The 21,254-nt window shown below is 62.8% G+C and carries 22 protein-coding genes and 1 tRNA gene; 9 read left to right on the plus strand and 14 right to left on the minus strand.

The genetic code is table 11. The features are described 5' to 3' along the window. Nucleotides 1–54: 54 nt before the first annotated feature. Nucleotides 55–642, plus strand: a complete 588-nt coding sequence (gene epsC / locus IV500_RS06730; protein ID WP_196396150.1) for a serine O-acetyltransferase EpsC — start codon at nucleotides 55–57, stop codon at nucleotides 640–642. An 80-nt stretch (nucleotides 643–722) separates the two neighbouring features. Here epsC and IV500_RS06735 read toward each other — a convergent pair whose 3' ends face one another. The 3 genes from IV500_RS06735 to IV500_RS22485 form a co-directional block, all read right to left on the minus strand. Next, on the minus strand, nucleotides 723–911 hold the full coding sequence (locus IV500_RS06735) for a YciI family protein (RefSeq protein ID WP_196396044.1): 189 nt from the start codon (nucleotides 909–911) through the stop codon (nucleotides 723–725). Between the two features lie 104 nt (nucleotides 912–1,015). Continuing rightward, on the minus strand, nucleotides 1,016–1,507 hold the full coding sequence (locus IV500_RS06740; RefSeq protein WP_312875845.1) for a metallophosphoesterase family protein: 492 nt from the start codon (nucleotides 1,505–1,507) through the stop codon (nucleotides 1,016–1,018). Beyond that, nucleotides 1,437–1,592, minus strand: a complete 156-nt coding sequence (locus IV500_RS22485) for a metallophosphoesterase (protein ID WP_512699634.1) — start codon at nucleotides 1,590–1,592, stop codon at nucleotides 1,437–1,439. Before IV500_RS22485 ends, IV500_RS06740 begins: the two co-directional genes overlap by 71 nt. A gap of 159 nt (nucleotides 1,593–1,751) precedes the next feature. Here IV500_RS22485 and IV500_RS21915 point away from each other — a divergent pair, with 159 nt between their 5' ends. Genes IV500_RS21915 through IV500_RS06755 form a run of 3 tightly spaced genes read left to right on the plus strand, consistent with a single transcriptional unit; the run spans nucleotide 1,752 to nucleotide 3,061 of the window. After that, nucleotides 1,752–2,288, plus strand: a complete 537-nt coding sequence (locus IV500_RS21915) for an MFS transporter (RefSeq protein ID WP_196396045.1) — start codon at nucleotides 1,752–1,754, stop codon at nucleotides 2,286–2,288. Beyond that, entirely contained in the window at nucleotides 2,246–2,776 is a 531-nt protein-coding gene (locus tag IV500_RS21920) for an MFS transporter (protein ID WP_196396046.1), read from the plus strand. The genes IV500_RS21915 and IV500_RS21920 overlap by 43 nt, the downstream gene beginning before the upstream one ends. A 39-nt stretch (nucleotides 2,777–2,815) precedes the next feature. Continuing rightward, nucleotides 2,816–3,061 carry a hypothetical protein gene (locus IV500_RS06755; RefSeq protein WP_196396047.1) on the plus strand — a complete coding sequence of 82 codons (246 nt, stop codon included), beginning with the start codon at nucleotides 2,816–2,818 and terminating at the stop codon, nucleotides 3,059–3,061. Between the two features lie 120 nt (nucleotides 3,062–3,181). Here IV500_RS06755 and gnd read toward each other — a convergent pair whose 3' ends face one another. The 4 genes from gnd to IV500_RS06775 form a co-directional block, all read right to left on the minus strand. Continuing rightward, nucleotides 3,182–4,618, minus strand: a complete 1,437-nt coding sequence (gene gnd / locus IV500_RS06760) for an NADP-dependent phosphogluconate dehydrogenase (protein WP_196396048.1) — start codon at nucleotides 4,616–4,618, stop codon at nucleotides 3,182–3,184. A 113-nt stretch (nucleotides 4,619–4,731) separates the two neighbouring features. Continuing rightward, on the minus strand, nucleotides 4,732–5,787 hold the full coding sequence (locus IV500_RS06765; RefSeq protein ID WP_196396049.1) for an L-idonate 5-dehydrogenase: 1,056 nt from the start codon (nucleotides 5,785–5,787) through the stop codon (nucleotides 4,732–4,734). Between the two features lies 1 nt (nucleotide 5,788). Beyond that, nucleotides 5,789–6,559, minus strand: coding sequence for an SDR family oxidoreductase (locus IV500_RS06770; protein WP_196396050.1), 771 nt, complete (start codon nucleotides 6,557–6,559; stop codon nucleotides 5,789–5,791). Continuing rightward, the gene (locus IV500_RS06775) at nucleotides 6,556–7,584 is read right to left on the minus strand and encodes an NAD(P)-dependent oxidoreductase (protein WP_312875846.1); all 1,029 of its coding nucleotides are present in this window, start codon (nucleotides 7,582–7,584) and stop codon (nucleotides 6,556–6,558) included. The genes IV500_RS06770 and IV500_RS06775 overlap by 4 nt, the downstream gene beginning before the upstream one ends. Before the next feature lie 67 nt (nucleotides 7,585–7,651). Here IV500_RS06775 and IV500_RS06780 point away from each other — a divergent pair, with 67 nt between their 5' ends. Then, nucleotides 7,652–8,719 carry a D-2-hydroxyacid dehydrogenase gene (locus tag IV500_RS06780; protein WP_196396051.1) on the plus strand — a complete coding sequence of 356 codons (1,068 nt, stop codon included), beginning with the start codon at nucleotides 7,652–7,654 and terminating at the stop codon, nucleotides 8,717–8,719. A 126-nt stretch (nucleotides 8,720–8,845) separates the two neighbouring features. Here the strand turns inward: IV500_RS06780 and IV500_RS06785 are convergent, their stop codons facing one another. The 7 genes from IV500_RS06785 to IV500_RS06815 all read right to left on the minus strand — a co-directional run bounded on the left by IV500_RS06785 (nucleotide 8,846) and on the right by IV500_RS06815 (nucleotide 14,430). Beyond that, nucleotides 8,846–10,129: an MFS transporter gene (locus IV500_RS06785; RefSeq protein ID WP_230854620.1), complete on the minus strand. Its 1,284-nt coding sequence runs from the start codon at nucleotides 10,127–10,129 to the stop codon at nucleotides 8,846–8,848. A gap of 208 nt (nucleotides 10,130–10,337) precedes the next feature. Next, the gene (locus IV500_RS06790) at nucleotides 10,338–11,135 is read right to left on the minus strand and encodes an IclR family transcriptional regulator (RefSeq protein ID WP_196396052.1); all 798 of its coding nucleotides are present in this window, start codon (nucleotides 11,133–11,135) and stop codon (nucleotides 10,338–10,340) included. A 544-nt stretch (nucleotides 11,136–11,679) separates the two neighbouring features. Then, nucleotides 11,680–11,964, minus strand: coding sequence for a hypothetical protein (locus IV500_RS06795; RefSeq protein WP_196396053.1), 285 nt, complete (start codon nucleotides 11,962–11,964; stop codon nucleotides 11,680–11,682). A gap of 387 nt (nucleotides 11,965–12,351) precedes the next feature. Continuing rightward, nucleotides 12,352–12,424 (minus strand) — tRNA-Val (locus tag IV500_RS06800). 133 nt (nucleotides 12,425–12,557) lie between these two features. Beyond that, nucleotides 12,558–13,445, minus strand: a complete 888-nt coding sequence (locus IV500_RS06805; RefSeq protein WP_196396153.1) for an NAD-dependent protein deacetylase — start codon at nucleotides 13,443–13,445, stop codon at nucleotides 12,558–12,560. Between the two features lie 56 nt (nucleotides 13,446–13,501). After that, a complete protein-coding gene (locus IV500_RS06810; RefSeq protein WP_196396054.1) occupies nucleotides 13,502–13,975 on the minus strand; it encodes a peroxiredoxin in 474 nt (157 codons plus the stop codon). Between the two features lie 35 nt (nucleotides 13,976–14,010). Further along, complete coding sequence (locus IV500_RS06815; RefSeq protein ID WP_196396055.1) at nucleotides 14,011–14,430, minus strand: DUF3052 domain-containing protein; 420 nt, start codon at nucleotides 14,428–14,430, stop codon at nucleotides 14,011–14,013. A 369-nt stretch (nucleotides 14,431–14,799) separates the two neighbouring features. Between IV500_RS06815 and aceE the strand changes: the two genes are divergently transcribed. From aceE to IV500_RS06835, 4 genes are all read left to right on the plus strand, one after another. Next, nucleotides 14,800–17,553, plus strand: a complete 2,754-nt coding sequence (gene aceE, locus IV500_RS06820) for a pyruvate dehydrogenase (acetyl-transferring), homodimeric type (protein WP_196396056.1) — start codon at nucleotides 14,800–14,802, stop codon at nucleotides 17,551–17,553. Nucleotides 17,554–17,846: 293 nt separating this feature from the next. Next, the gene (locus tag IV500_RS06825) at nucleotides 17,847–19,085 is read left to right on the plus strand and encodes a PucR family transcriptional regulator (protein WP_196396057.1); all 1,239 of its coding nucleotides are present in this window, start codon (nucleotides 17,847–17,849) and stop codon (nucleotides 19,083–19,085) included. A gap of 96 nt (nucleotides 19,086–19,181) precedes the next feature. Continuing rightward, nucleotides 19,182–20,153 carry an ACP S-malonyltransferase gene (locus tag IV500_RS06830; RefSeq protein ID WP_196396058.1) on the plus strand — a complete coding sequence of 324 codons (972 nt, stop codon included), beginning with the start codon at nucleotides 19,182–19,184 and terminating at the stop codon, nucleotides 20,151–20,153. After that, the gene (locus IV500_RS06835) at nucleotides 20,150–21,217 is read left to right on the plus strand and encodes a beta-ketoacyl-ACP synthase III (RefSeq protein ID WP_196396059.1); all 1,068 of its coding nucleotides are present in this window, start codon (nucleotides 20,150–20,152) and stop codon (nucleotides 21,215–21,217) included. The genes IV500_RS06830 and IV500_RS06835 overlap by 4 nt, the downstream gene beginning before the upstream one ends. The last annotated feature ends 37 nt before the right edge of the window (nucleotides 21,218–21,254 follow it).

The following is a 21,254-nucleotide window of genomic DNA, read 5'->3' on the forward strand; positions in this document are numbered from 1 at the left end:
GATGCTGCAGCCGCGCGCGGAGGCCACGACCAAACGAAGCCCCTAACCTTGATCATTCGGGCCGTGAGCCGCCTGCGTGAGGACCTCGAAGCCGCCCGGTCGCATGACCCGGCGGCCCGGGGTTCTTTCGAGAATTTCTTTGTCTACTCCGGATTGCATGCGATCTGGGTTCATCGACTGACGCATCAAATGTGGGAATACCCGTCGCTTCGGTTCCCCGCCCGCCTGCTGTCCCAGTTCGCCCGCTTTGCCACCGGCATCGAGATCCACCCGGGAGCCACCGTGGGCCGGCGATTCTTCATTGACCACGGCATGGGCGTAGTCATCGGTGAAACGTCCCGGATCGGGGACGACGTGATGATCTACCACGGTGTGACCCTGGGTGGGAGATCCTTGGCGAAGGTCAAGCGGCATCCGACGATCGGGGACCGCGTCACCATCGGTTCCGGCGCCAAGGTTCTCGGTCCCATCACCATCGGTGCGGGCAGCGCCATCGGTGCGAATGCCGTCGTCGTTAAGGACGCACCGGAGGATTCGATCCTTACCGGTATCCCGGCCAGATGGCGGCACCGCGACGCCGCGCGGGAAACCGCACCCGCAGTGGACCCGGCCGAGTATATCGATCCGGCCATGTGGATCTGATGCCGTAACTGCGGACTGCCCGGCGCCAAGCTCCCGCGGCGTGGGCGTGGCCTCCTGACAGGTGGCCCGGTAGCCTTCGATCAGACTGCAGGGTCGGGGACCAACTCGCGGACCTCTTGGGCGCAGCGGCGGGCGACGGCGATCCTGGCAGCCCCTTCCAACGCCTCCTCGCGTGTGGCCACGGTCTGCCCGGCGTGGGCCACATCGGGCAGCTCCTGTTCGGAAAAGGTCATGGCGCCTTCATCGAACGAAATCAGGTACTGCGTCATCTCATGACTCCTTGTCCCGGCGGCCTTCTCCGGACGCTTGCGGCCTCACGTACCCGGCCAGATCCAACGATCCTCCCCACTCCCGCCGGAAATCAAGAACCTCCTCAAACGGGACGGCCGTCTTCAGTGGCGAAGGCGGTCAGTGATTCGGCATCACTGGCAGCGGCCCGGATGAAGTAATCTGCCCACTCCCTCCGGTCCGGGTAGTCCGATTCCGCAACCACCCGTGCGATGGCTGCTTCAATGTCGATGATGGTTCGATGCAAGCTGACGGCACCGTCTTGTAGCAGCGCCCAATTGCCTCCCGGCCGGCCATAAGGCATTCCGATGCTGCCGGGATTGGCCACCAGACAGCGGTCAACGAGCCGGACAAACGGCATGTGCGTATGCCCGCACACGACAGCCCGGACCAGCTGGGGCAGTCCTGCGAAGACTTCCGCCCACCGCTCCCGCCGGCTATCGACAAGTACCACCTCGTCGTCAGCACGCGGCGTAGCATGGCAGAACAGCACAGGCCCAAACCCGTCAATGTCGACGGTGACCGTCGGCTCCAAGGCCGCGAGCATGATCACCAGCCACGACAACAAGATCAGCACGGGCTACTGCCGGCTCGGCCAACACCGCCTCAAGGACCGGCAACACGCCGTGAATATCCGATAAAACCGCAACGCTTCGCACCACCGTTCAGCATCAGGGAGGACAAGGGGACGCCGACGTTCATCCCACAGTCCGGAACCGACCGATTGACATCGCCTTCCATTTGCGGACGTCAGTGGCATTCCGATCCGGATCGACAGATGATTGCAGCGTGGGAGCCAGGGCGGCCTCCATTTAGGCTCAATGAGGCGACCGAGGGGCGGCGATGACGTGCTGCGGTACGATGTATTCCGTTTGCGTGGCTTTCCGGCCTTCTGGGCCGCCGGTGCCGTCTCCGAGTTCGGAAGCTACATCACCACGATCGCGCTCCAGGTTCTGGTGATCACGACGCTGAAGGGCACAGCCATTGACGTCGGTCTGGTCAACGCCTCCAGGTGGGTGCCCTACCTTTTGTTCGGCCTCCTCACCGGAGCCCTGGTCGAGTATCGACGACGCAAACCCCTCCTCGTCGGGGCGGACCTGGGCCGGGGCATCCTCCTCGGTCTGATCCCGCTCCTTGCCTTTCTCGGGCAGCTCAGTGTCCTTGGCCTGATGGCCTTCGTCGGCGTCTTCGGGTTGTTCTCACTCGTGAACGACTCCGCGATCCAGGCGTTTCTTCCCCGCCTCGTGCCCAGAGCCTCGCTCCTGGCAGCCAATGCCAGAATCGACCAAAGCGCCTCGGTGGCGCAGACGCCTCGGTGGCGCAGACAACGGGACCAGCCATCGGCGGCGCACTGGTGACGCTGCTCGGCGCTCCGGTCGCGGTCCTCGTCGATGCGGCCTCGTACTTCTTCTCCGCTATTTCGATCAGTCAAGTCGCCGTCGTCGAGCTTCACGACAACCGGCAACCGAAGCCGAACCTTCGGCGTGACATCGGCGAAGGCCTCCGCTGGGTCTACACGCACCAGACGCTCGCGCCCATCGCGATCTCCGGGCACCTCTGGTTCCTCTTCAGCGGCATGCTCGGAACAGTCTTTGTCCCATTCGTGCTCCTGGACCGGCATTTGAGCGCCTTTGAACTGGGACTGACCCTGTCGGCCGCGGGCGCTGGGGGACTCATCGGAAGCTTTTTAGCCACCCGGTTCGGCCTGCGGTGGGGAGCCGGTCCCTCCGTCATCGCCTGCTCCGCCGCCCAGCCCATCGGATGGGCCGTCATTGCGCTCTCACCGTCCGGTGCATCGGGCACCGCACATGCGGCAACCATCGTCGTCCTGGCCCTGGGGCAGTAAATCTTCGGGCTCGCCCTCGGTGCCTCCAACGCCAATGAAATGGGCTACCGCCAGGCGGTGACACCGGATGCGCTGCAGGGACGGACCAACACCACCATGCGCTCCTTCAACCGGGCAGCCATCATCCTGGGCGCGCCACTGGGCGGTGTCTTGGCCGAGGCGATCGGCTACCGGCCAACGCTCTGGATTGCCATTGCCGGCTTCGTCTTCTGCGCAGCCATCCTGATGGCCTCACCTTTTCGCCGGGCACGTCATCCGGACGCCGCTGCCGGCGGTACACCCTGAGCGTTATCTATTGTCCGGGCGTGCTGGCAGCCGGGGACAACCACTTAGAGCCCAAATTTTGCAAAACAAGTGTTTTGCAAAACTTGGGCTCTAGCCGGGTTTGTCGATCGGTGTGCGAGATTAGTGCGTGTCCTCCGCTACGATCTCGGACTTGTCCTCGCCCCAGAGCGTATGGAAGGTGCCGTCGTCGTCCACCCGGTGGTAGGTATGTGCGCCGAACAGATCCCGCAGCCCCTGCGTCAGTGCCGCCGGCAGCCGCTTGCGCCGCAGGCCGTCATAGTAGGCAAGGGAGGAGGAGAACACGGGGACCGGAATGCCCAGTTGTACAGCGGTGGCAACGACGCGGCGCCAGGCCGGCAGCGCGCCCGCGATGGCTTCGCTAAAGGCCGGGGCGAACAGCAGGTTGGCGGGCTCTTCCTGGGCCGAATAGGCCTTCGTGATGTCCTTGAGCAGCTCGGCGCGGATGATGCAGCCGCCGCGCCAAAGACCGGCAATTTCGTCCAGCCTCAAATCCCAGCTGTATTCCTTTGCTGCGCCCGTGAGCATGTCCAGCCCCTGCGCATAGCTGACCAGCTTGGACGCGAACAATGCCTGCCGGACGTCGTCGACGAATCCTTCGCCCACGGCGATTTTCTCCTCGTGGCCGGCCAGCTTCTCCTGGGCTTCCGCACGCTGTGCAGCCTGCGAGGACAGGGCGCGCGCAAAGACCGATTCTGCAATGCCCGACGTCGGCGAACCGAGTTCGAGAGCCGAAATGACAGTCCAGCGTCCGGTACCCTTCTGGCCCGCGGCGTCGACGACGACGTCGACAAAGGGCTTGCCGGTCCGCGCGTCCGTGTGGCCGAGCACCTCGGCAGTGATTTCGATCAAAAAAGATGCCAGCTCGGTTTGGTTCCACTCGGTGAAGATTTTGGCCTGCTCGGCCGGCTCGATGCCGGCGCCGGAACGCAGCAGGTCAAATGCCTCGCCGATAACCTGCATGTCCGCATATTCAATGCCATTGTGCACCATCTTTACGAAGTGGCCGGCGCCATCGGTGCCGATCCATGCACAGCAGGGTTTGCCGTCCACATGGGCGGAGATTTTCTCCAGCAGCGGTCCCAAGGCGGCGTACGACTCCTTGGAGCCTCCCGGCATGATGGACGGGCCGTTCAATGCGCCCTCCTCGCCGCCGGAGACTCCGATGCCGACAAAGTGCAGGTCCTTCTTCGCCAGCGCAGCCTCGCGGCGGCGGGTGTCCTGGAAGTGCGAGTTTCCGCCATCGATGACAATGTCCCCCGGCTCCAGCAACGGGACCAGCTGATCGATGACCGAATCCACTGGGCCCCCCGCCTTGACCATGATGAGCACCCTGCGCGGCTTCTCCAGCGAGTCCACTAATTCCTGCAGGGTCTCGGTACGAATGAACTCTCCGTCGCCGCTGTGCTTTTCCAACAGCGCGTCGGTCTTTGCGACGGAGCGATTGTGCAGGGCAACGGTAAACCCGTTGCGTGCCAAGTTGCGCGCAAGATTCGCACCCATGACGGCGAGACCTGTGACACCGATTTGTGCAGACATACATCCTCCAGGATTGATTGCGGGCGTGTTTCCTCCAGCCTAGCGGCGAGTCCGCGCAGCCAGAAGGGCTATTTCGTTGGGGGCTCCGAATATGGCCTACTGGAGCCATATCGTCAGGGGGTGAATTTCAGCAGCACCTTGCCGGAGATCGCGGAATTGCGCGCCACCTCAAAGGCTTCCAGGCCTGCGGTCAGGGGGAACTCGTGGGTCACCACCGGATCGATGAAGAGCGAGCCGTCTGCCAGCGCCTTGATCACCTCGTCAATTTCATCATTGAACCTGAAGGAACCGACCAGCTCCAGCTCGCGGGTGATGGCCAGCGAGATGGCCACCGGCTGCGGCCCGGACGGCAGCAGCCCAACCAGCACCACCCTGCCGCCGCGGACCGCTCCCTTGATTGCCGAGGCGAGCCCCTGCTGGCTGCCGGATGATTCGATGACGATGTCGGCCTCCACCGCTGCGATGGCCTCCGCATCGGAAGCCAGCAAGGTCTCATCGGCGCCGACGGCCCGGGCGATCTCCAGCGGTATATCGTACATATCCACTGCAACTATGCGGGTCGCACCCGCACGTTTTAGCACGGCGACGGCGAGGGTACCGATGGGCCCGCTACCCACTACAAGGACCGTTTTGCCCACTACCTCGCCGGCCCGCACGACCGCGTGCCACGCCACACTGGCAGGCTCAACCAGGGCCGCGCGGCGCAGGCCGAGTCCGGCGGGGAGCGGCCGCAGCATCCGCGAGGGAAGATTGGCGTAGCGGCTAAACGCTCCATCCGTGTGCGGAAACCGGGCGGCGCTGCCCAGATAGGTGCACCCAGGGGAGAGGTTCGGTCGATCCACGGGGTATCTGGCCGTGCCCGGTGCAGGAGTCGCCGGATGAACGGCCACCGGTGTCCCTGCGGCCGGACCGGTCCCGTCGGCCGCGGATGCTGCGACCACCCCCACGACCTCGTGGCCCAGGATCATGGGCGCCTGCAGAATCGACTCACCCGCCGCCCCATCCAACCAATAATGCAGGTCCGAACCGCAGATACCACCATAAACAATCTCCACTACGGCCTGATCGGCGGCGGCCTGCCTCAGCTTCACGTCTTCAATTCGGAGATCCCCGGCACCGTGAGCCACCACGGCGGGAGCGCTCGCCGGCAGGGCCTGGATTTCAGTCATCTCACACCACCACCGTCATGCCGCCGTCAACGAATATTGTCTGCCCGTTCACGAAATTGGAGGCATCCGAGGCCAACCAGACCACCGGCCCGATCAGGTCCGCAACCGTGCCCCAGCGCCGCGCCGGAGTCCGGCCAAGAATCCAGGAGTTGAAGTCCACGTCATCCACCAGATTCTGTGTCATTTCGGTATGAATATAACCCGGCGCAATGCCATTGATCTGAAGACCGCTGGCGGCCCACTCTGCAGTCATGGCCCGGGTAAGATTCCGCAGGCCCCCCTTGGCAGCAATGTACGGGGCAATCGTCGGACGGGCCAGATCTGTCTGGACGGAACAAATATTAATGATCTTGCCGCGGCCACGGTCAATCATTGACCGCGCAGCCTCCCTGCCGACCAGGAATGCACTGGTCAGATCCGTGGCCAAGACTCTATCCCAGTCCTTCACATCGAGATCCAGCATCGGAACGCGGTGCTGGATACCGGCGTTGTTGACCAGAATTTCCAGCTCCCCGACATTTTCACCAACCCACCGGACACCGTCAGCCGCTGCGGCTGCGTCGGTAATATCAAAGGCGCAGGAGTGGATCCGGCCTGCCGGAAAGTCCGCTGCCATCTCAGCCGCACTGGCCGCTAACCGTTCCGGGTTGGCACCGTGCAGCACCACGGTGGCGCCGGCGTCCGCCAGTCCCCTGGCTAATGCGTTACCGATCCCCCGGCTGGACCCCGTCACCATAGCCACCCGCCCGTCCAGTCCGAATAACCCGCTCATGCATTTCCTCCTGGATTCCGGTCGCCCTCTTGATGAGCATCGCTGAGTTGAGCACCGCTGGGTTGAGCACCGCTGAGTTGAGCACCGCTGAGTTGAGCACCGCTGAGATTGGCAATGGCCTGCCGCACCACGGCCAGATCGAATTCGCCCAACCCCTGATCCTGCACGGTTGCATATACTTCGTGGGCGGCCGTGGCCAGCGGGACGGCCGTGCCGCTCTGCCGTGCGCTTTCCAGCACGAATGTCAGATCCTTGTGCATGAACTTCGCCGGCCCCAAAGTCCGGTAGTCCTTAGCCGCCAGCCGCGGCCCGAGGCTCTCCAGCACTGCGCTGCCGGCCAGTCCTCCCGCGAGGACGTCGAATAGGGCCGCTGCGTCCATCCCGGAGCGTTCGGCCAGTTCGGCCGCTTCGGCAAGTGCCGCCGTCGTCGTTCCGACAATTAACTGGTTGCAGGCCTTGGCCAGCGACCCCGCGCCAACCTCCCCCAACCGCCGGACCGTGCTGCCCAAGGCCTCGAATAGCGGACGCAGCCTGTTGAAATCCGGCTCAGGCCCACCGGCCATGATGGCCAGCGTCCCAGCCTGCGCTCCTGCAACTCCCCCACTAACGGGTGCATCGATGACCACGGCGTTCCCCGCGCTGGCACTGTGCACCGCACGGCTGAAGTCACGCACGCCTGCCGGGGAAACACTGCTCATGACGACGACGGCGGTCCCGGGCTCTGGTGCCCGGGAACGCCAGGAATCCAGGAGCCCGACGGCGGCGTCTGCAATGTAGTTCAGATCCGGAAGCATGAAGATAATGATGGGTTCCCCGTCAAGGCTGCTGACAGAAGCGGCCCGATGACCACCTTGAGCGGCTAAATCCGCCAATGCCGGCTCGGACCGGTTCCAGGCAGTGACCTGCCAACCCGCCCGAAGCAGGTTGGCAGCCATCGGAGCACCCATCAGGCCCAGTCCGACGAAACCGACTGTCCGGGCGGCTGTGGGGTCAGCGATTTGGTCGGCGGATTCCGGACTTTGCACGGCTGGTTCCCCTCATCACGCGGTGAAATGGAAAGACTTTTGTTCAACATCCTAGCCACGATTCAGTATGATGAACACCATGAGCTCCGAAGACCTAACTGTGGCCATTGCCGTTCCCCTTGACGCCGAATACGTGGACGGCATTCGAGCGGCCCACCCCGGCGTCGAGGTGCTGTACGAACCGGATTTATTACCGCCGGAACGCTACCCTGCGGACCATGCCGGCGACCCGGCTTTCCAACGCACCCCGGCGCAGGAGGAACGATATTGGTCGATGCTCCGTGCCGCCGACATTCTCTACGGTTTCCCGAACGAGACCCCCGCAGGTCTGGCCGCCATAGGCGACGGCAACCAGCGGCTGCGATGGGTACAGGCAATGGCCGCCGGAGCCGGCGGTGCGGTCAAAGCCTCCGGGCTGAACACCACGACGCTGCAACGAATCAAAATCACTACCTCTGCAGGGGTGCACGCGCTTCCACTGGCCGAATTCGCCATGCTGGGCATTCTTAATGGTTTCAAGCGCACGGGCGAACTCGCCGCTGACCAGCAGACTAAATACTGGCCCCAACTGCGGACACCTACCCGGCTCGTCAATGGTTCCCGGCTTGTTATCGCCGGCCTCGGCGAAATCGGTGTGGAGACCGCACGGCTGGCCCGCGCTTTAGGGATGACAGTCTGCGGCACCAAACGCTCGGTGGAACCGCTGGAAGGCATTGACCCAGTGGTGGGCAACAGCGGTCTTTCCGAGCTGCTCGCTTCCGCTGACGCGGTAGTCAATACTCTGCCCGGCACCCCGGACACGGACAGACTGCTCGGCCGGAAGATCTTCAGTGCCATGAAACCCGGTACAGTTTTCGTCAACGTCGGACGCGGCACGGTGGTTGTTGAGGATGCCTTGCTGGAAGCGCTGGACAATGGCCAGGTCTCCTATGCGTGCCTTGATGTGTTCGCCGTCGAGCCCCTGCCTGCCGGCAGCCCTCTCTGGGAACACCCGAACGTCCTAGTATCCCCGCATACCTCCGCACTCAGCGCGGCGGAGAACCGGCTGATCGCCGAACGCTTTGTCGACAACTTGGGGATTTTCCTGGCCGGTGGAGAACTGCCGCACCAAGTGGACCCGCTGCTCTTCTATTAGCAGCACTGTTGTTGACGGCACTGCAGTGTTAACAACACTGCAGTGCACCCGAGCGCTGCATCCTTAAAAGCACAGCGTTGTTAAAAACATTTACGGACAGCTGCCTTGAAAAGGCCGAATGCCCGTTCAGGCGTTCTCCAACAACAGCAGGTTCCGGCCCCTGGTCTCTGGAGTGAAGAACGTTGTCACAAAGGAAATCAGGGCCAGTACCAGTGAGTAAATGCCCAGCACCAGCCAGGAATTTCCTGTCATGGCCAGCAGGACTGCCCCAACTATTGGAACCAGACCGCCGGCCACCACGGCCGAAAGCTCACGGCTCATGGCGACCCCGGTGAAGCGGTGCCGGGAACCGAACAGTTCGGGAAGGAGCGCACACTGCGGCCCGAGCATGGCCTGGACTCCGAGACCGATGCCCACGCTCATGACCAGCCAGATGAGCGCGACGTTCCCCAGCGCGACCAGGTAGAACGCCGGCAGTGCAATCACAGCCTGGAACAAGGCGCCATAGCGGTAGACGGGAACCCGTCCGAATCTGTCGGACAGGGCACCGAAGAGCACCACAAGCACCGCCGAGAATCCGGCGGCGATGAGCAAGCCGGCGGGTCCAATGAACTTGTCCCCAGGGAAGACCCCCATCTTTGCGCTCATGAAGGCTACCAGCAACGTGGAATAGAGGGAAGAATTGCCATTCTCCCCCATCCGTAGCCCAATGCCGATCAGAACGTTCTTCTTCGAGGTCCTCCAGAGCTCTCCAATCGGGTTCTTGACGACGTTTTTGTGCTTTTCCAGTTCCTTGAAGACAGGTGTTTCGTTGAGTCGAAGCCGGATGAAAACCGCTACCACCACGAGCAACAGGCCCGCCAGGAAGGGAATCCGCCAGAGCCAACCCTGCAGAATATTTTTGTCCGCCAAGGCAATGAGCGCGAATGTCCCCGCGCCCAGCAAAGTTCCCACCTGAATGCCGACAAACGGCAGCGCAGCGAAGAATCCGCGGCGGCGGACCGGGGCGACCTCGGAGATCAGCGTCGTTGCACCCGCCTGCTCGGCGCCGGCACCAAGCCCTTGGAGGATACGCAGGATCACCAGCAGGACCGCGCCGAGGAGGCCTGCCTGGCTGAAGGTGGGCAGCAGACCAATCGCAAAACTGGCTGTGCCCATCAGACCGATGGTCAGCAGAAGTACCGGCTTGCGTCCGAAACGATCACCGATGTAGCCGAAGATCAGGCCGCCGAAGGGACGTGCCGCGAATCCGACGCCGTAAGTGGCGAAGGAAGCGATCAGTCCGCCACTGGCGCCCAGGGGCGTAAAAAAGAGCGGACTGAAAATCAGCGCCGATGCGAGTCCATAAATGTAGAAGTCGTAATACTCAAGGGCCGAACCGACGGAACTGGCCAGCGTTGCCCGCCGCAGTTGGACCGGATCGACAACGTCGTCAGCGGGGCGCAGCCGTCCTGCTGGGCCTGACTTGGAGTGGCTTGTCACTGAGGCTCCCTCAAAATATGCCCGACCCTCGTTGGTCGCGGCTGACCGTGCCAGCACTGGAATGCTGGTCACTATGGTGAACAGCGTACAGTCTAGTGAACGTTACGCAAAGAGGCACTCATTTTTGTCGCCTTGTTCAGCCCATTGGATTACCCAAGGAGTGGGCCAGCTCCTTTAACTCCGCCACCATAGAGGCGCCCTGCGCCGCGGTATAGGTCGCTTTCAGCGCAGTGACGGAAACTCCAAGGCTGGGACCGTGGGCTCCACGTGTGGGCACCGCGACCCCCAAGCAAAGAACCCCGGTGGTTGACTCCTCGTCCTCAAAGGCGAAGCCCTGCTCCCGGATCGTCTGCAGCTGGGCCTTCAGCTCCGCGCCGGTTCGCAGGGACTGGGGAGTCATCACCGGCAACTGCAGATCGTCGGGAAACATCTGCGCGATGTCGTTCTCATGCAAGCGGGCGATCAGGGCCTTACCTACTGCGCACAGCGAGACCGGCATCTTGTCGCCAATATTGGACGTCAGCCGCACCGCTGGATGTCCTTCATAGCGGGCAAGATAAATTACCTCCGCGCCGTCCAGCATGGCAATCCGGACCGTCTCGCCGGAGAGGGTCGGAGCCTGCCCGCAGTAGCGGTAAAACTCTTGAACCTCGTCCAATCGACTCAAGTATGCCGCACCGAGTTCCACCAGTTTTCGTCCAAGCGAAAACCCGGATCCGTGCCGGCTAATCAACCGGGCTTCCTCCAAAGCAAGCAACAAATTGGAGGTCGAGGATTTGGGAATGCCTAGTTCACGAGCCAGATCACTGAGTGTCAGTTCTCCTGCGGGCGCTCCGGCTAAGGCTTCAAGGACGGCGGCGGCCCGCGTGACCGCAGGCGCCGAAGAAGTCCCGCTGCGGCCATCAGCGGTGCGGGCGAGTCGGGCTTCGGTCATGGCGGTCCTTTGTTTCGGTTCATCCTGATGAACAGAAATCATCATACTGTCCACAGGCAGCCTATTCACTCCCTACCGGCGGCCCGGCTCTTTGGGTCAGCGCGCGGTCCAACCGAGGAAGCACCTGCCACACCGCCTTCAGCGCGGAACCACACCGCCTTCAGCCAAGAAACACACCGCCTTCGGCGCAGTGGCACATCGTCTTTCCACGAGCTGCCGGAGGGCGTGAAACCTCCCTTTTTACAATTCCACCGGGAGCCATGTATATTTGATCCAGGCCCTCCACTGCTGCATCCCCCAATAGCCGCAGCGGAGGGCTTTCCACTTTAAATCCTGGCCCGCCGCTCCTCCCCTTCCCCCTCGAGATTGTTCCGATTGCACCGGAGACAGTCATCGGCCCCAGGTGCTTGCGCTCTCATCGAGGAGCCGCTATCTTCACGTACGGGCTCGGCACCATCACCCCCCAATAGCGATGGTGCAGAGCCTTTTGCGTCGGCAACTCCGGGGAGGGCTACTGTCGGCTCCTACGTAATACATCCGCAGTTCAAGCCGCTGACTCAGAACGAAGCTTCCATCCGCCTCCCTGCTGGTCCCGGAGCAGCTCCATCGTAGTGAGATCGCTGCGCGCATTCCTGCCCAACCGCGCCTGCACGCGCCATACCTCCACATCGACGCGGCTGAGACCTTTGGGCATCCTTCGCTTGCTTTCCCACCAGTTCACCCGCTCGTACCAGCGCACCGGTTCCGCACCTATCAGCCACTCGCGCCCGGCCCGCTGCACCGCCAAAGGCATCCCGGCCGTCGTCATCCGCACCACTACATGTTCCATAGTTCTGAACGATATGCGCAGAGTCTGACATCGTCGGTTCAGTTCGGCCCTGAGGCAAAAGATACGGAAGCTCACTCAGGTAAAAAGCAGCAAGCCGTCATGAAGTTCCCGGCCAAGCCGCTTATCGTGAGGTATGAGAACGCTTCTTAGGATGGTCAGCAGATGGATTGGACTTGATCTGCTGACATGCGAGAGCCCCGAGGAGAATGAGACTATGACCGGCGCTGCGGACTCGTAGTGACGCTGAGCGTACGCCAGGCCCACAGCATGGGCAGCACCCAAACAGGCCAGCACCCCAAACAGGGCAGCACCTCAACGGGCCGGCACTGAAAGCGGACAAAAAAGTAATCCCCTGACCACCGTTTGGGTGGTCAGGGGATTTTGCTGTGGGCCCTACCGGGATCGAACCGATGACATCCACGGTGTAAACGTGGCGCTCTACCAGCTGAGCTAAAGGCCCCTTTTGTAGCGCCGCTTGGCCATCCAACTTGGATTTCCTGCGTCAGCCAACGAGGAATAACTGTACCCGAAACATTGCTCTTGGTGCTAACCGACACCCGTCTGACCGGCTTATTTCCGGATCCGGCAACGTCCTACAGCCGTGTGGCCAGATACTGCAGGCCGGGGCTCACACCGGCGTCCAACTTGATGCTGGCCGTGTCATCCCCGCGGGTCGGCCCGCGGTTGATGATGACAACGGGTTTACCTGTTTTTTTGGCGTAGCGCGGAAACCGCAGCCCGCTCATGACCGTCAAGGAGGAGCCGGCCACCAGCAGAGCATCGGCCGCATCCACTATGGCGTAGGAGCGTTCGACACGGTCTTTCGGGACGTTCTCGCCAAAGAAGACAAAATCCGGCTTAAGCATGCCACCGCACACTTCACATTCAGCAATAATAAATCGCGCTATTTGTTCCTCCTGCGACAGTTCGGCGTCCGCATCCGGAGCTGCTGCAATAGGGCCTTCGGCTTCAACCAGCTCCACGAAGCCGGGATTGAGGCCTTCGAGCCCGTCGGCGAGGTGGCTGCGGCTGATGACGGTGCGGCAGTTCAGGCAAACAACGCGGTCGAAACGCCCGTGCAGGTCCACCACGTCCACCGCGCCGGCGTCTTCGTGCAGCCGGTCCACGTTCTGCGTGATGATCCCGCTGGTCAGGCCCTGGCGCTCCAGAGCGGCCACGGCATAATGCCCGGCGTTCGGATCTGCGTGGCGCAGGTGCCGCCAGCCAAGGTGGTTTCTGGCCCAGTACCGTTGACGCAGGGCACCGTCGCCAACGAACTCCTGATAGGTCATCGGCGTGCGCGGGACAGAACCGGGACCGCGGTAATCCGGAATGCCGGAATCGGTACTGAGCCCTGCCCCCGTTAAAACGGCGAGCTTCGCGCCCTGCAGCAGACCCGCGATCCTGGCCAGCACCGGGAGCTCCGCGGCAGATGGCTCGTGGCTGCCGGCCCGTGGAGGGGAACTTGCAAAGCCCGTCATACCGATTCCGACCGGTGGCCGGTCCGTGGTCTCATCCATGCGCTGAAGCCCCGATTCTAGAGTTCTGCGAGAGCTTTGCGGTACCTGTCCAGAGAACGTGCCTGGCCTGCAGCTGTGCTGAAAGTATCGCGCAGAATTCCGTTCGCGTCGATGACGAAGGTTCCCCGCCCCGCCATGCCTCGGTCTGCGTCAAAGACGCCATAGCGTCGCGCTGTTTCGCCGTGCGGCCAGAAATCCGCCAGCAGGTCGAACTCAAGTCCTTCGGCCTCGGCGTAGGCGCGCAGGACGTATTTGCTGTCCACGGAGACGGCCAGGACACGTGCGCGGGCGGTGGCAAAGTCAGCCGGATTGTCCCGAAGCTCGCACATTTCGCCGGTACAAATGCCGGAAAAGGCAAAGGGATAAAAAACGACGACGACGTTCCCGCCGCGCAGCGACGCAAGCGAGATGGACTCGCCAAACTGGTTGGAAAGCTCGAAGTCCGGAGCTGGTTGACCAACGACCGGTGCCCGCGATTGAGTGGGATTCATCCCCGATTCCAGGGAAGCCGCCGTCATGGCACCCGTCACGGCTTCTTGCGGGGGGCGAGCCTTGTTGCGGCCCAGTCAGTTGAAACGCCAACCGTTGTGGTGGAATGCAGACCCGCTGTTGGTGCGGCTTCCTGAATCTCAGCGGGCGGAACATAACCGACGCGTCCGTTTTTCGGAGTCAGCACCCACACAATTCCGCCCTCATCCAAGGTGGTCAGCGAGTCGACCAGCGCGTCGACCAGGTCGCCGTCGTCGGCCCGCCACCATAGGAGTACAGAATCCACGACGTCGTGGTCCTCCTCGGTCAGCAGCTCGGACCCGACCAGTTCTTCGACACTGTCGCGCAGAGCAAAATCAACGTCGTCGTCGTACCCGAGTTCCTGGATCAGATCGCCATCCTTGAAACCCAATTTGCCTGCCACGTTAACTACAGTGCCGGCGTCGGCCTCGCTCACGTTGTTCCTCCTGCTTGAAACGCATCAGCGCTTCGTTGATGTTGGTCTTCTAAATGTCTATTTTACAGATTGTCCGGTCTTTACGAACTACTCAAACGATTAACTGCTCACGCGGCACACAATCCGGAAGAATAATAGGACTTCCAGACCCAGGGCTACGGGTCTGTGCCTTACTCCAGCCAACACCGTAATGCCGCCGGCAACAAGTCGGCACCGGCCGCACTGCTCCTATGCTACGGGGAGGTGGGCTCCGGAAGTGTCCCGGTGGCGCACCGGCTACGCAGTCCGGCCTAACCGGACTAGAGTATTCGTTGTGTGCCCACAGCCACAGCTGGGGGCCGGAAATACTGTCTTTAAGAGAGGTCTGACGTGGCCGCAGGCGAAGAGAACTCCCACATCCTGAGCGGGTTAACCCACCAGCTTCCCGACAGGGATCCTGAAGAGACCGCGGAATGGATCGAGTCGCTGGACTCTCTGATCCAGGAGCAGGGCACCGAACGGGCCCAGTTCATTATGCGAAGTCTGCTCCAGCGGGCCGGTGCGCAGAGCGTGGGCGTACCGATGGTGACCACCACGGATTACGTCAACACCATCCCGGCGGACCAGGAGCCGGATTTCCCGGGCAACGAGGAAATTGAGCGCAAGTACCGGGCCTGGCTGCGCTGGAACGCCGCCATTATGGTGCACCGGGCACAACGTCCGGACATTGGCGTGGGCGGGCACATCTCCACCTATGCCGGTGCAGCAACGCTCTATGAGGTAGGTTTCAACCACTTCTTCCGCGGAAAGGACCATCCCGGCGGCGGAGACCAGATCTTCTTCCAGGGCCACGCCTCCCCCGGCATGTACGCCCGCGCGTTCATGGAAGGGCGGTTGAGCGAAGAGGACCTGAACGGGTTCCGGCAGGAAAAGTCCAAGGAAGGCCACGCGCTTTCCTCCTACCCGCACCCCCGGCTGATGCCCGAATTCTGGGAGTTCCCGACGGTCTCGATGGGGATCGGCCCGATGAACGCGATTTACCAGGCGCAGTCCAACCGCTACCTGCACAACCGCGGTATCAAGGACACCTCGGACCAGCAGGTCTGGGCATTTTTGGGCGACGGCGAAATGGACGAGCCGGAAAGCCGCGGCCTGCTCCAGCTCGCGGCCAACGACAAGCTCGACAACCTGAACTTTGTGATTAACTGCAACCTGCAGCGGCTGGATGGACCGGTCCGCGGTAACGGCAAGATCATGCAGGAGCTCGAGGCGTTCTTCCGCGGCGCGGGCTGGAACGTGATCAAGGTGGTCTGGGGCCGCGAGTGGGATGACCTGCTGGCCAAGGACGACGACGGATCACTGGTGAAGGTCATGAACACCACCGTCGACGGAGACTACCAGACCTACAAGGGCGAGTCCGGCGGGTTTGTCCGCGAGCACTTCTTCGGTCAGACCCCGCAGACGAAGGAAATGGTCGCCGACCTGACCGACGATGAGGTGTGGAATCTCAAGCGCGGCGGCCACGATTACCGCAAGGTGTACGCGGCATACAAGGCCGCCGTTGAGTTCAAGGGAAAACCGACGGTGATTCTGGCGCACACGGTCAAGGGCTACGGGTTGGGCACCAATTTCGAGGCCCGCAACGCCACGCACCAGATGAAAAAACTCACCATGCCGGATCTGAAGAAGTTCCGTGACCACTTGCGTATCCCGATTTCCGATGCCGAGCTGGAAAAGGACCTGTACCGTCCCCCGTATTACCACCCGGGGATGGATGCGCCGGAGATTAAGTACCTGATGGACCGCCGGGCGAAGCTGGGTGGTTTTGTGCCCGAGCGGCGGACCGAATATGCCGAGGTTGCACTGCCGGCGGATAAGACCTATGAGGTAGCCAACAGGGGTTCCGGGAAGCAATATGCCGCGACCACGATGGCCTTCGTGCGTCTGCTCAAGGAACTCATGCGGGATAAGGAATTCGGCGCCCGGATTGTGCCGATTATTCCGGATGAGGCGCGCACCTTCGGGATCGATGCGTTCTTCCCGACCGCGAAGATCTACAATCCCAACGGCCAGAACTACCTGTCTGTGGACCGGGATCTCATTTTGGCGTATAAGGAATCCATCTCAGGGCAAATTGTGCATGCGGGTATCAACGAGGCCGGTTCCGTGGCTGCATTCACCGCTGCGGGCACCTCCTACGCGACGCACGGCGAACCGCTGATCCCGGTGTACGTCTTCTACTCCATGTTCGGCTTCCAGCGCACCGGAGATTCTCTGTGGGCGGCCGCGGACCAGATGACGCGCGGCTTCATCATCGGCGCCACCGCGGGGCGAACCACGCTCACCGGCGAAGGGCTGCAGCACGCGGACGGGCATTCCCCGCTGCTGGCCTCCACGAACCCGGCAGTGGTGACTTACGATCCCGCATATGGGTACGAAATCGGCGTCATCATGCATGACGGCTTGGAGCGGATGTACGGCAAGGGACCGTCATCCGGGGACTCGACGCGGAACGTGATGTACTACATCACTGTCTACAACGAACCCATTATCCAGCCGCCTGCGCCGGAAGACATGGACGTTGAGGGAATCATCAAGGGGATATACCTGCTGGCTCCGGCAAAGGTGGACGGGCCGCGCGCCCAGCTGCTGGCCTCCGGCGTGTCCGTGCCGTGGGCATTGGAAGCCCAGCAGATCCTCGCCGACGACTGGGGAGTTTCGGCCGACGTCTGGTCCGTAACCTCTTGGACCGAACTGCGCCGCGACGGCCTGGCCGCAGAGGAAGAACAGTTCCTCAATCCCGGCACCAATGCCCGCACGCCGTTCGTGACCGAGCAGCTTGCGGGAGCCACCGGACCCATCGTGGCCGTCAGCGACTACATGAAGGCGGTTCCGGACCAGATCCGGCAGTTCGTGCCGAACGAATTCGCCACGCTGGGCGCGGACGGTTTTGGTTTCTCCGATACGCGGGCCGCAGCGCGCCGGTTCTTCAAGATCGACTCACACTCGATAGTGGTCCGGGCACTGGAGATGCTCGCCCGTCGCGGCGAAGTCGATTGGCAGACACCGGCGCAGGCGATCGAGAAGTATAAGCTGCTCGATGTCAACGCAGGCACCACTGGCATCACCGGCGGCGACAGCTAGCGCTGCGCACCTTCCCAACCCTCGCAGGCTCACGTCGGGGCCCTCGGTGCCTGCTTGCCAGAGGCTCCGGCGGACGCGCCAGCGGCAGTCGGAGTCGGAGAGGCTGCAACGCGCCAGCGCTAAACGCGGGGCCGGCAGGCGTGAACGATGTTGTGCAACATCGTCCACGCCGGCCGGCCCCGTTTTCGTGTTCAGTGCCGACCGCACAGCTGGCCAGCCCTTTGTAGTGATCGCACAAATTGTAGTGATCGTACAAATGCGGCTTCTATCCAGGCTGGCCGTATGCTCGAAGAATGGCTCTGACCCCCCGCACCCCCGCAGATCATTCGGATGCTTCGGCGGCAGCTGCGGACGCCCAGGCCCTGACGCTGCAGAGGCTACGAGCCAACGTGGGACGGTTGTCCACCGCAACCCTGAAGGAACTGGAATCCGCACTGCCCTGGTACCGCCGGCTCAGCGCGGATGAACGTTCCGCATTGGGAATGGTTGCACAGAATGGCATCAATGCCTTCGTCTCGTGGTATCAGCGGCCATCGTCTCCGTCGTGGGTCCTCTCCGATGTTTTCGGCACCGCACCCACCGAGCTGACCCGCTCGATTAGCCTGCAACGGGCACTGCAGCTGATCCGAACTGTGGTGCAGGTGGTGGAGGATCAGGTCCCGGAAATTGCGCCCAAGGCCGAACAGGGTGCGCTGCGCGAGGCAGTCCTGCGCTATTCCCGCGAAGTCGCTTTCGCAGCAGCAGACGTTTATGCCCGGGCGGCCGAGAGCCGCGGCTCGTGGGACACTCGTTTGGAAGCACTGGTTGTGGACGCCATCCTGCGAGGGGAAGACACGGATTCCCTGCGGTCCCGGATGGCCGCCCTGGGCTGGAAGTCGCAGAGCCGCTTTACCGTCATGGTGGGCACCTCGCCGTCGGAAACGACCGCGGGCTTTGTTTCTGATCTGCGCCGGGCCGCGAGCCGGTTTGCCGAAGACGCGCTGGTCGGAATCCAAGGCGACAGACTCATTCTGGTGCTCGGGGGCGTGGCGGACCAGGACACGGCCTACCTGCGTCTTGGCGAGCTGTTCGCGCCGGGTCCCGTGGTGTACGGACCGTTGGCTGCCTCCCTCCTGGAGGCCACCAACTCCGCTCAGGCGGCCTTCGCCGGGCTTGCCGCTGCCAAGGCCTGGCCTGGTGCGCCGCGTCCGGTTGCCGCCGATGATTTATGGCCCGAACGCGTGATTTCCGGCGACGAGGCGGCCCGGCGCGCGTTGGTGAAGAACATTTACAGGCCGTTGCTCGCAGCTTCCAATGGCTTGGCGGAGACCCTCAGCAGCTACTTGCAGCTGGGGCACTCACTCGAAGCCACGGCCCGCGAATTGTTTGTTCATGCGAACACCGTCCGCTATAGGTTGCGCCGCGTCTGTGACGTCACAGGCTGGGATCCACTGATCCCCCGGGAAGCGTTTGTGCTGCAGACTGCACTGGTGGTCGGTCGGCTCGCCCCGCCGCCGGTGCCCGTCGTCGAGCGGAACGGGACGCGGACCTAACGGCAGCGGCATTGTAGACTTCCTACAAAAGCGTCTCACGAGCTTGGTGTACGCAAACACCGATGAAAGAGCCCAATCTTTGGAAAGCTGGATATCGTGCTTGCAATAGTCTGCCCTGGACAGGGTTCCCAAACTCCCGGCTTCCTTACGCCGTGGCTGGAGCTGCCCGCCGCAGCAGCACGACTGGCCGCATTGAGTGAAGTAGCCGGCATCGACCTGCTAGCGCATGGCACAACATCCGATGCGGAAACCATCAAGGACACAGCAGTGGCGCAGCCGCTGATTGTCGCCGCCGGACTTGTATCCGCCCACGCCCTGTTCCACTGCGCCGGTTTGCCACCGGTGGAAGACTCCCCCCTCCGTGGCCTCCCGCTGGTACTCGCCGGCCATTCAGTCGGGGAAATCACCGCTGCTGCACTTTCGGGCGCGCTAAGCGAACATGACGCGATGATCTTCGTCCGGGAGCGCGCCAACACGATGGCGGGCGCTGCGGCCGCCACGCCCACCGGCATGAGTGCCGTCGTCGGCGGGGATCGCGCCGACGTGCTGGCAGCCATCGCGTCAGCGGGCCTGACTGCTGCCAATATGAACAGCGTGGGGCAGACGGTTGCCGCCGGAACGCTTGCGCAACTGCAAAGCCTGAAAGACAACCCGCCGGCCAAGGCCCGGGTAATCCCACTGCAGGTGGCCGGCGCCTTCCATACCGGGCACATGGCCCCGGCAGTCACTGCGCTGCAGGAACTGCGCCCCAGTCTGAACCCCGGGAGCCCGGATCCCGTTCTGCTTTCCAACTTTGACGGAGGGCCGGTAACTTCCGGTGACGGCGCTGTTGAAAGCCTCATTGCCCAGGTTTCCCGGCCGGTACGTTGGGACCTGTGCATGGAAACGATGGTCTCCATGGGTGTCACGGCGCTGATTGAGCTCTCCCCGGCCGGGACCCTGACGGGCCTGGCGAAGCGGGCGATGCCCGGCGTTACCTGCATTGCCGTCAAATCCCCCGAGGATCTCGAATCCGCCAAGGACCTGCTTGTGGCCGCGCTGGCCGGGCGGAAAGAAGGAACCGAATGAGCACTCCCACGCTCCAGCAGAACCCGATGCGCGAATTTACGCGCATCCTGGGCATCGGGGCCTACCGCCCGGACATTATCGTCACCAATGACGACGTCTGCCAATGGATTGATTCTTCGGACGAGTGGATCCGCCAGCGCACCGGCATTGTGACCCGGCATCGAGCCGGCAGGGACGTCAGCGTTGTCGACATGGCCGAGGGCGCCGCCCGCGAGGCACTCCGCGGCGCCGGCATCGACGCTGCCCAGCTTGGCGCCGTCATAGTCTCCACGGTCACCCATCCGTATGCAACGCCGTCGGCCGCCTCCTTGCTCGCTGAGCGCCTCGGTGCCACACCGGCCCCCGCCTATGACGTTTCCGCGGCCTGCGCCGGCTACTGCTACGGCGTGGCACAAGGGGACGCGCTGGTCCGCGCCGGCACTGCCGATTACGTGCTGGTGGTCGGCGTCGAAAAGCTCTCGGACGTGATTGACAACCACGAGCGCACCATCTCCTTCCTGCTCGGCGACGGCGCCGGCGCCGTGGTGATCGGGCCCGCCGAACGTGCCGGAATCGGACCGACCGTGTGGGGCTCGGACGGAAGCCGCTGGGATGCCATCGGCATGACGCACTCCCAGCTCGACATCCGTGACTTCAGTATCGCCGCAATGAAAAACGAGGACGACGACGGCGACCTGGCCGCCGTCGGCGACGAACACGCTAAGTTATGGCCGACACTGCGCCAGGACGGACAAACCGTCTTCCGATGGGCCGTCTGGGAGATGGCCAAGGTGGCCAAGCAGGCCCTCGATGCCGCGGGCATCACCGCCGATCAGCTCTCAGCGTTCGTGCCGCACCAGGCCAACATGCGCATCATTGACGAGCTGGCAAAACAGTTGAAAATCCCGGATTCGGTGCTGATCGGACGCGACATTGAGAACGCGGGCAATACTTCGGCGGCGTCCATCCCGCTGGCCACCCACAGGCTGCTGCAGGAAAATCCCGGGCTGAGCGGTGGCCTCTCCCTGCAGATCGGCTTCGGAGCCGGGCTCGTGTTTGGGGCCCAGGTCATCGAGTTGCCATAGTGGCCGCTGCCGCGCGCAACTTTGCCGCATAGCATTT

Origin of the sequence: Arthrobacter terrae, from assembly GCF_015708085.1 — a bacterium.
Taxonomy (GTDB): domain Bacteria; phylum Actinomycetota; class Actinomycetes; order Actinomycetales; family Micrococcaceae; genus Arthrobacter_M; species Arthrobacter_M terrae.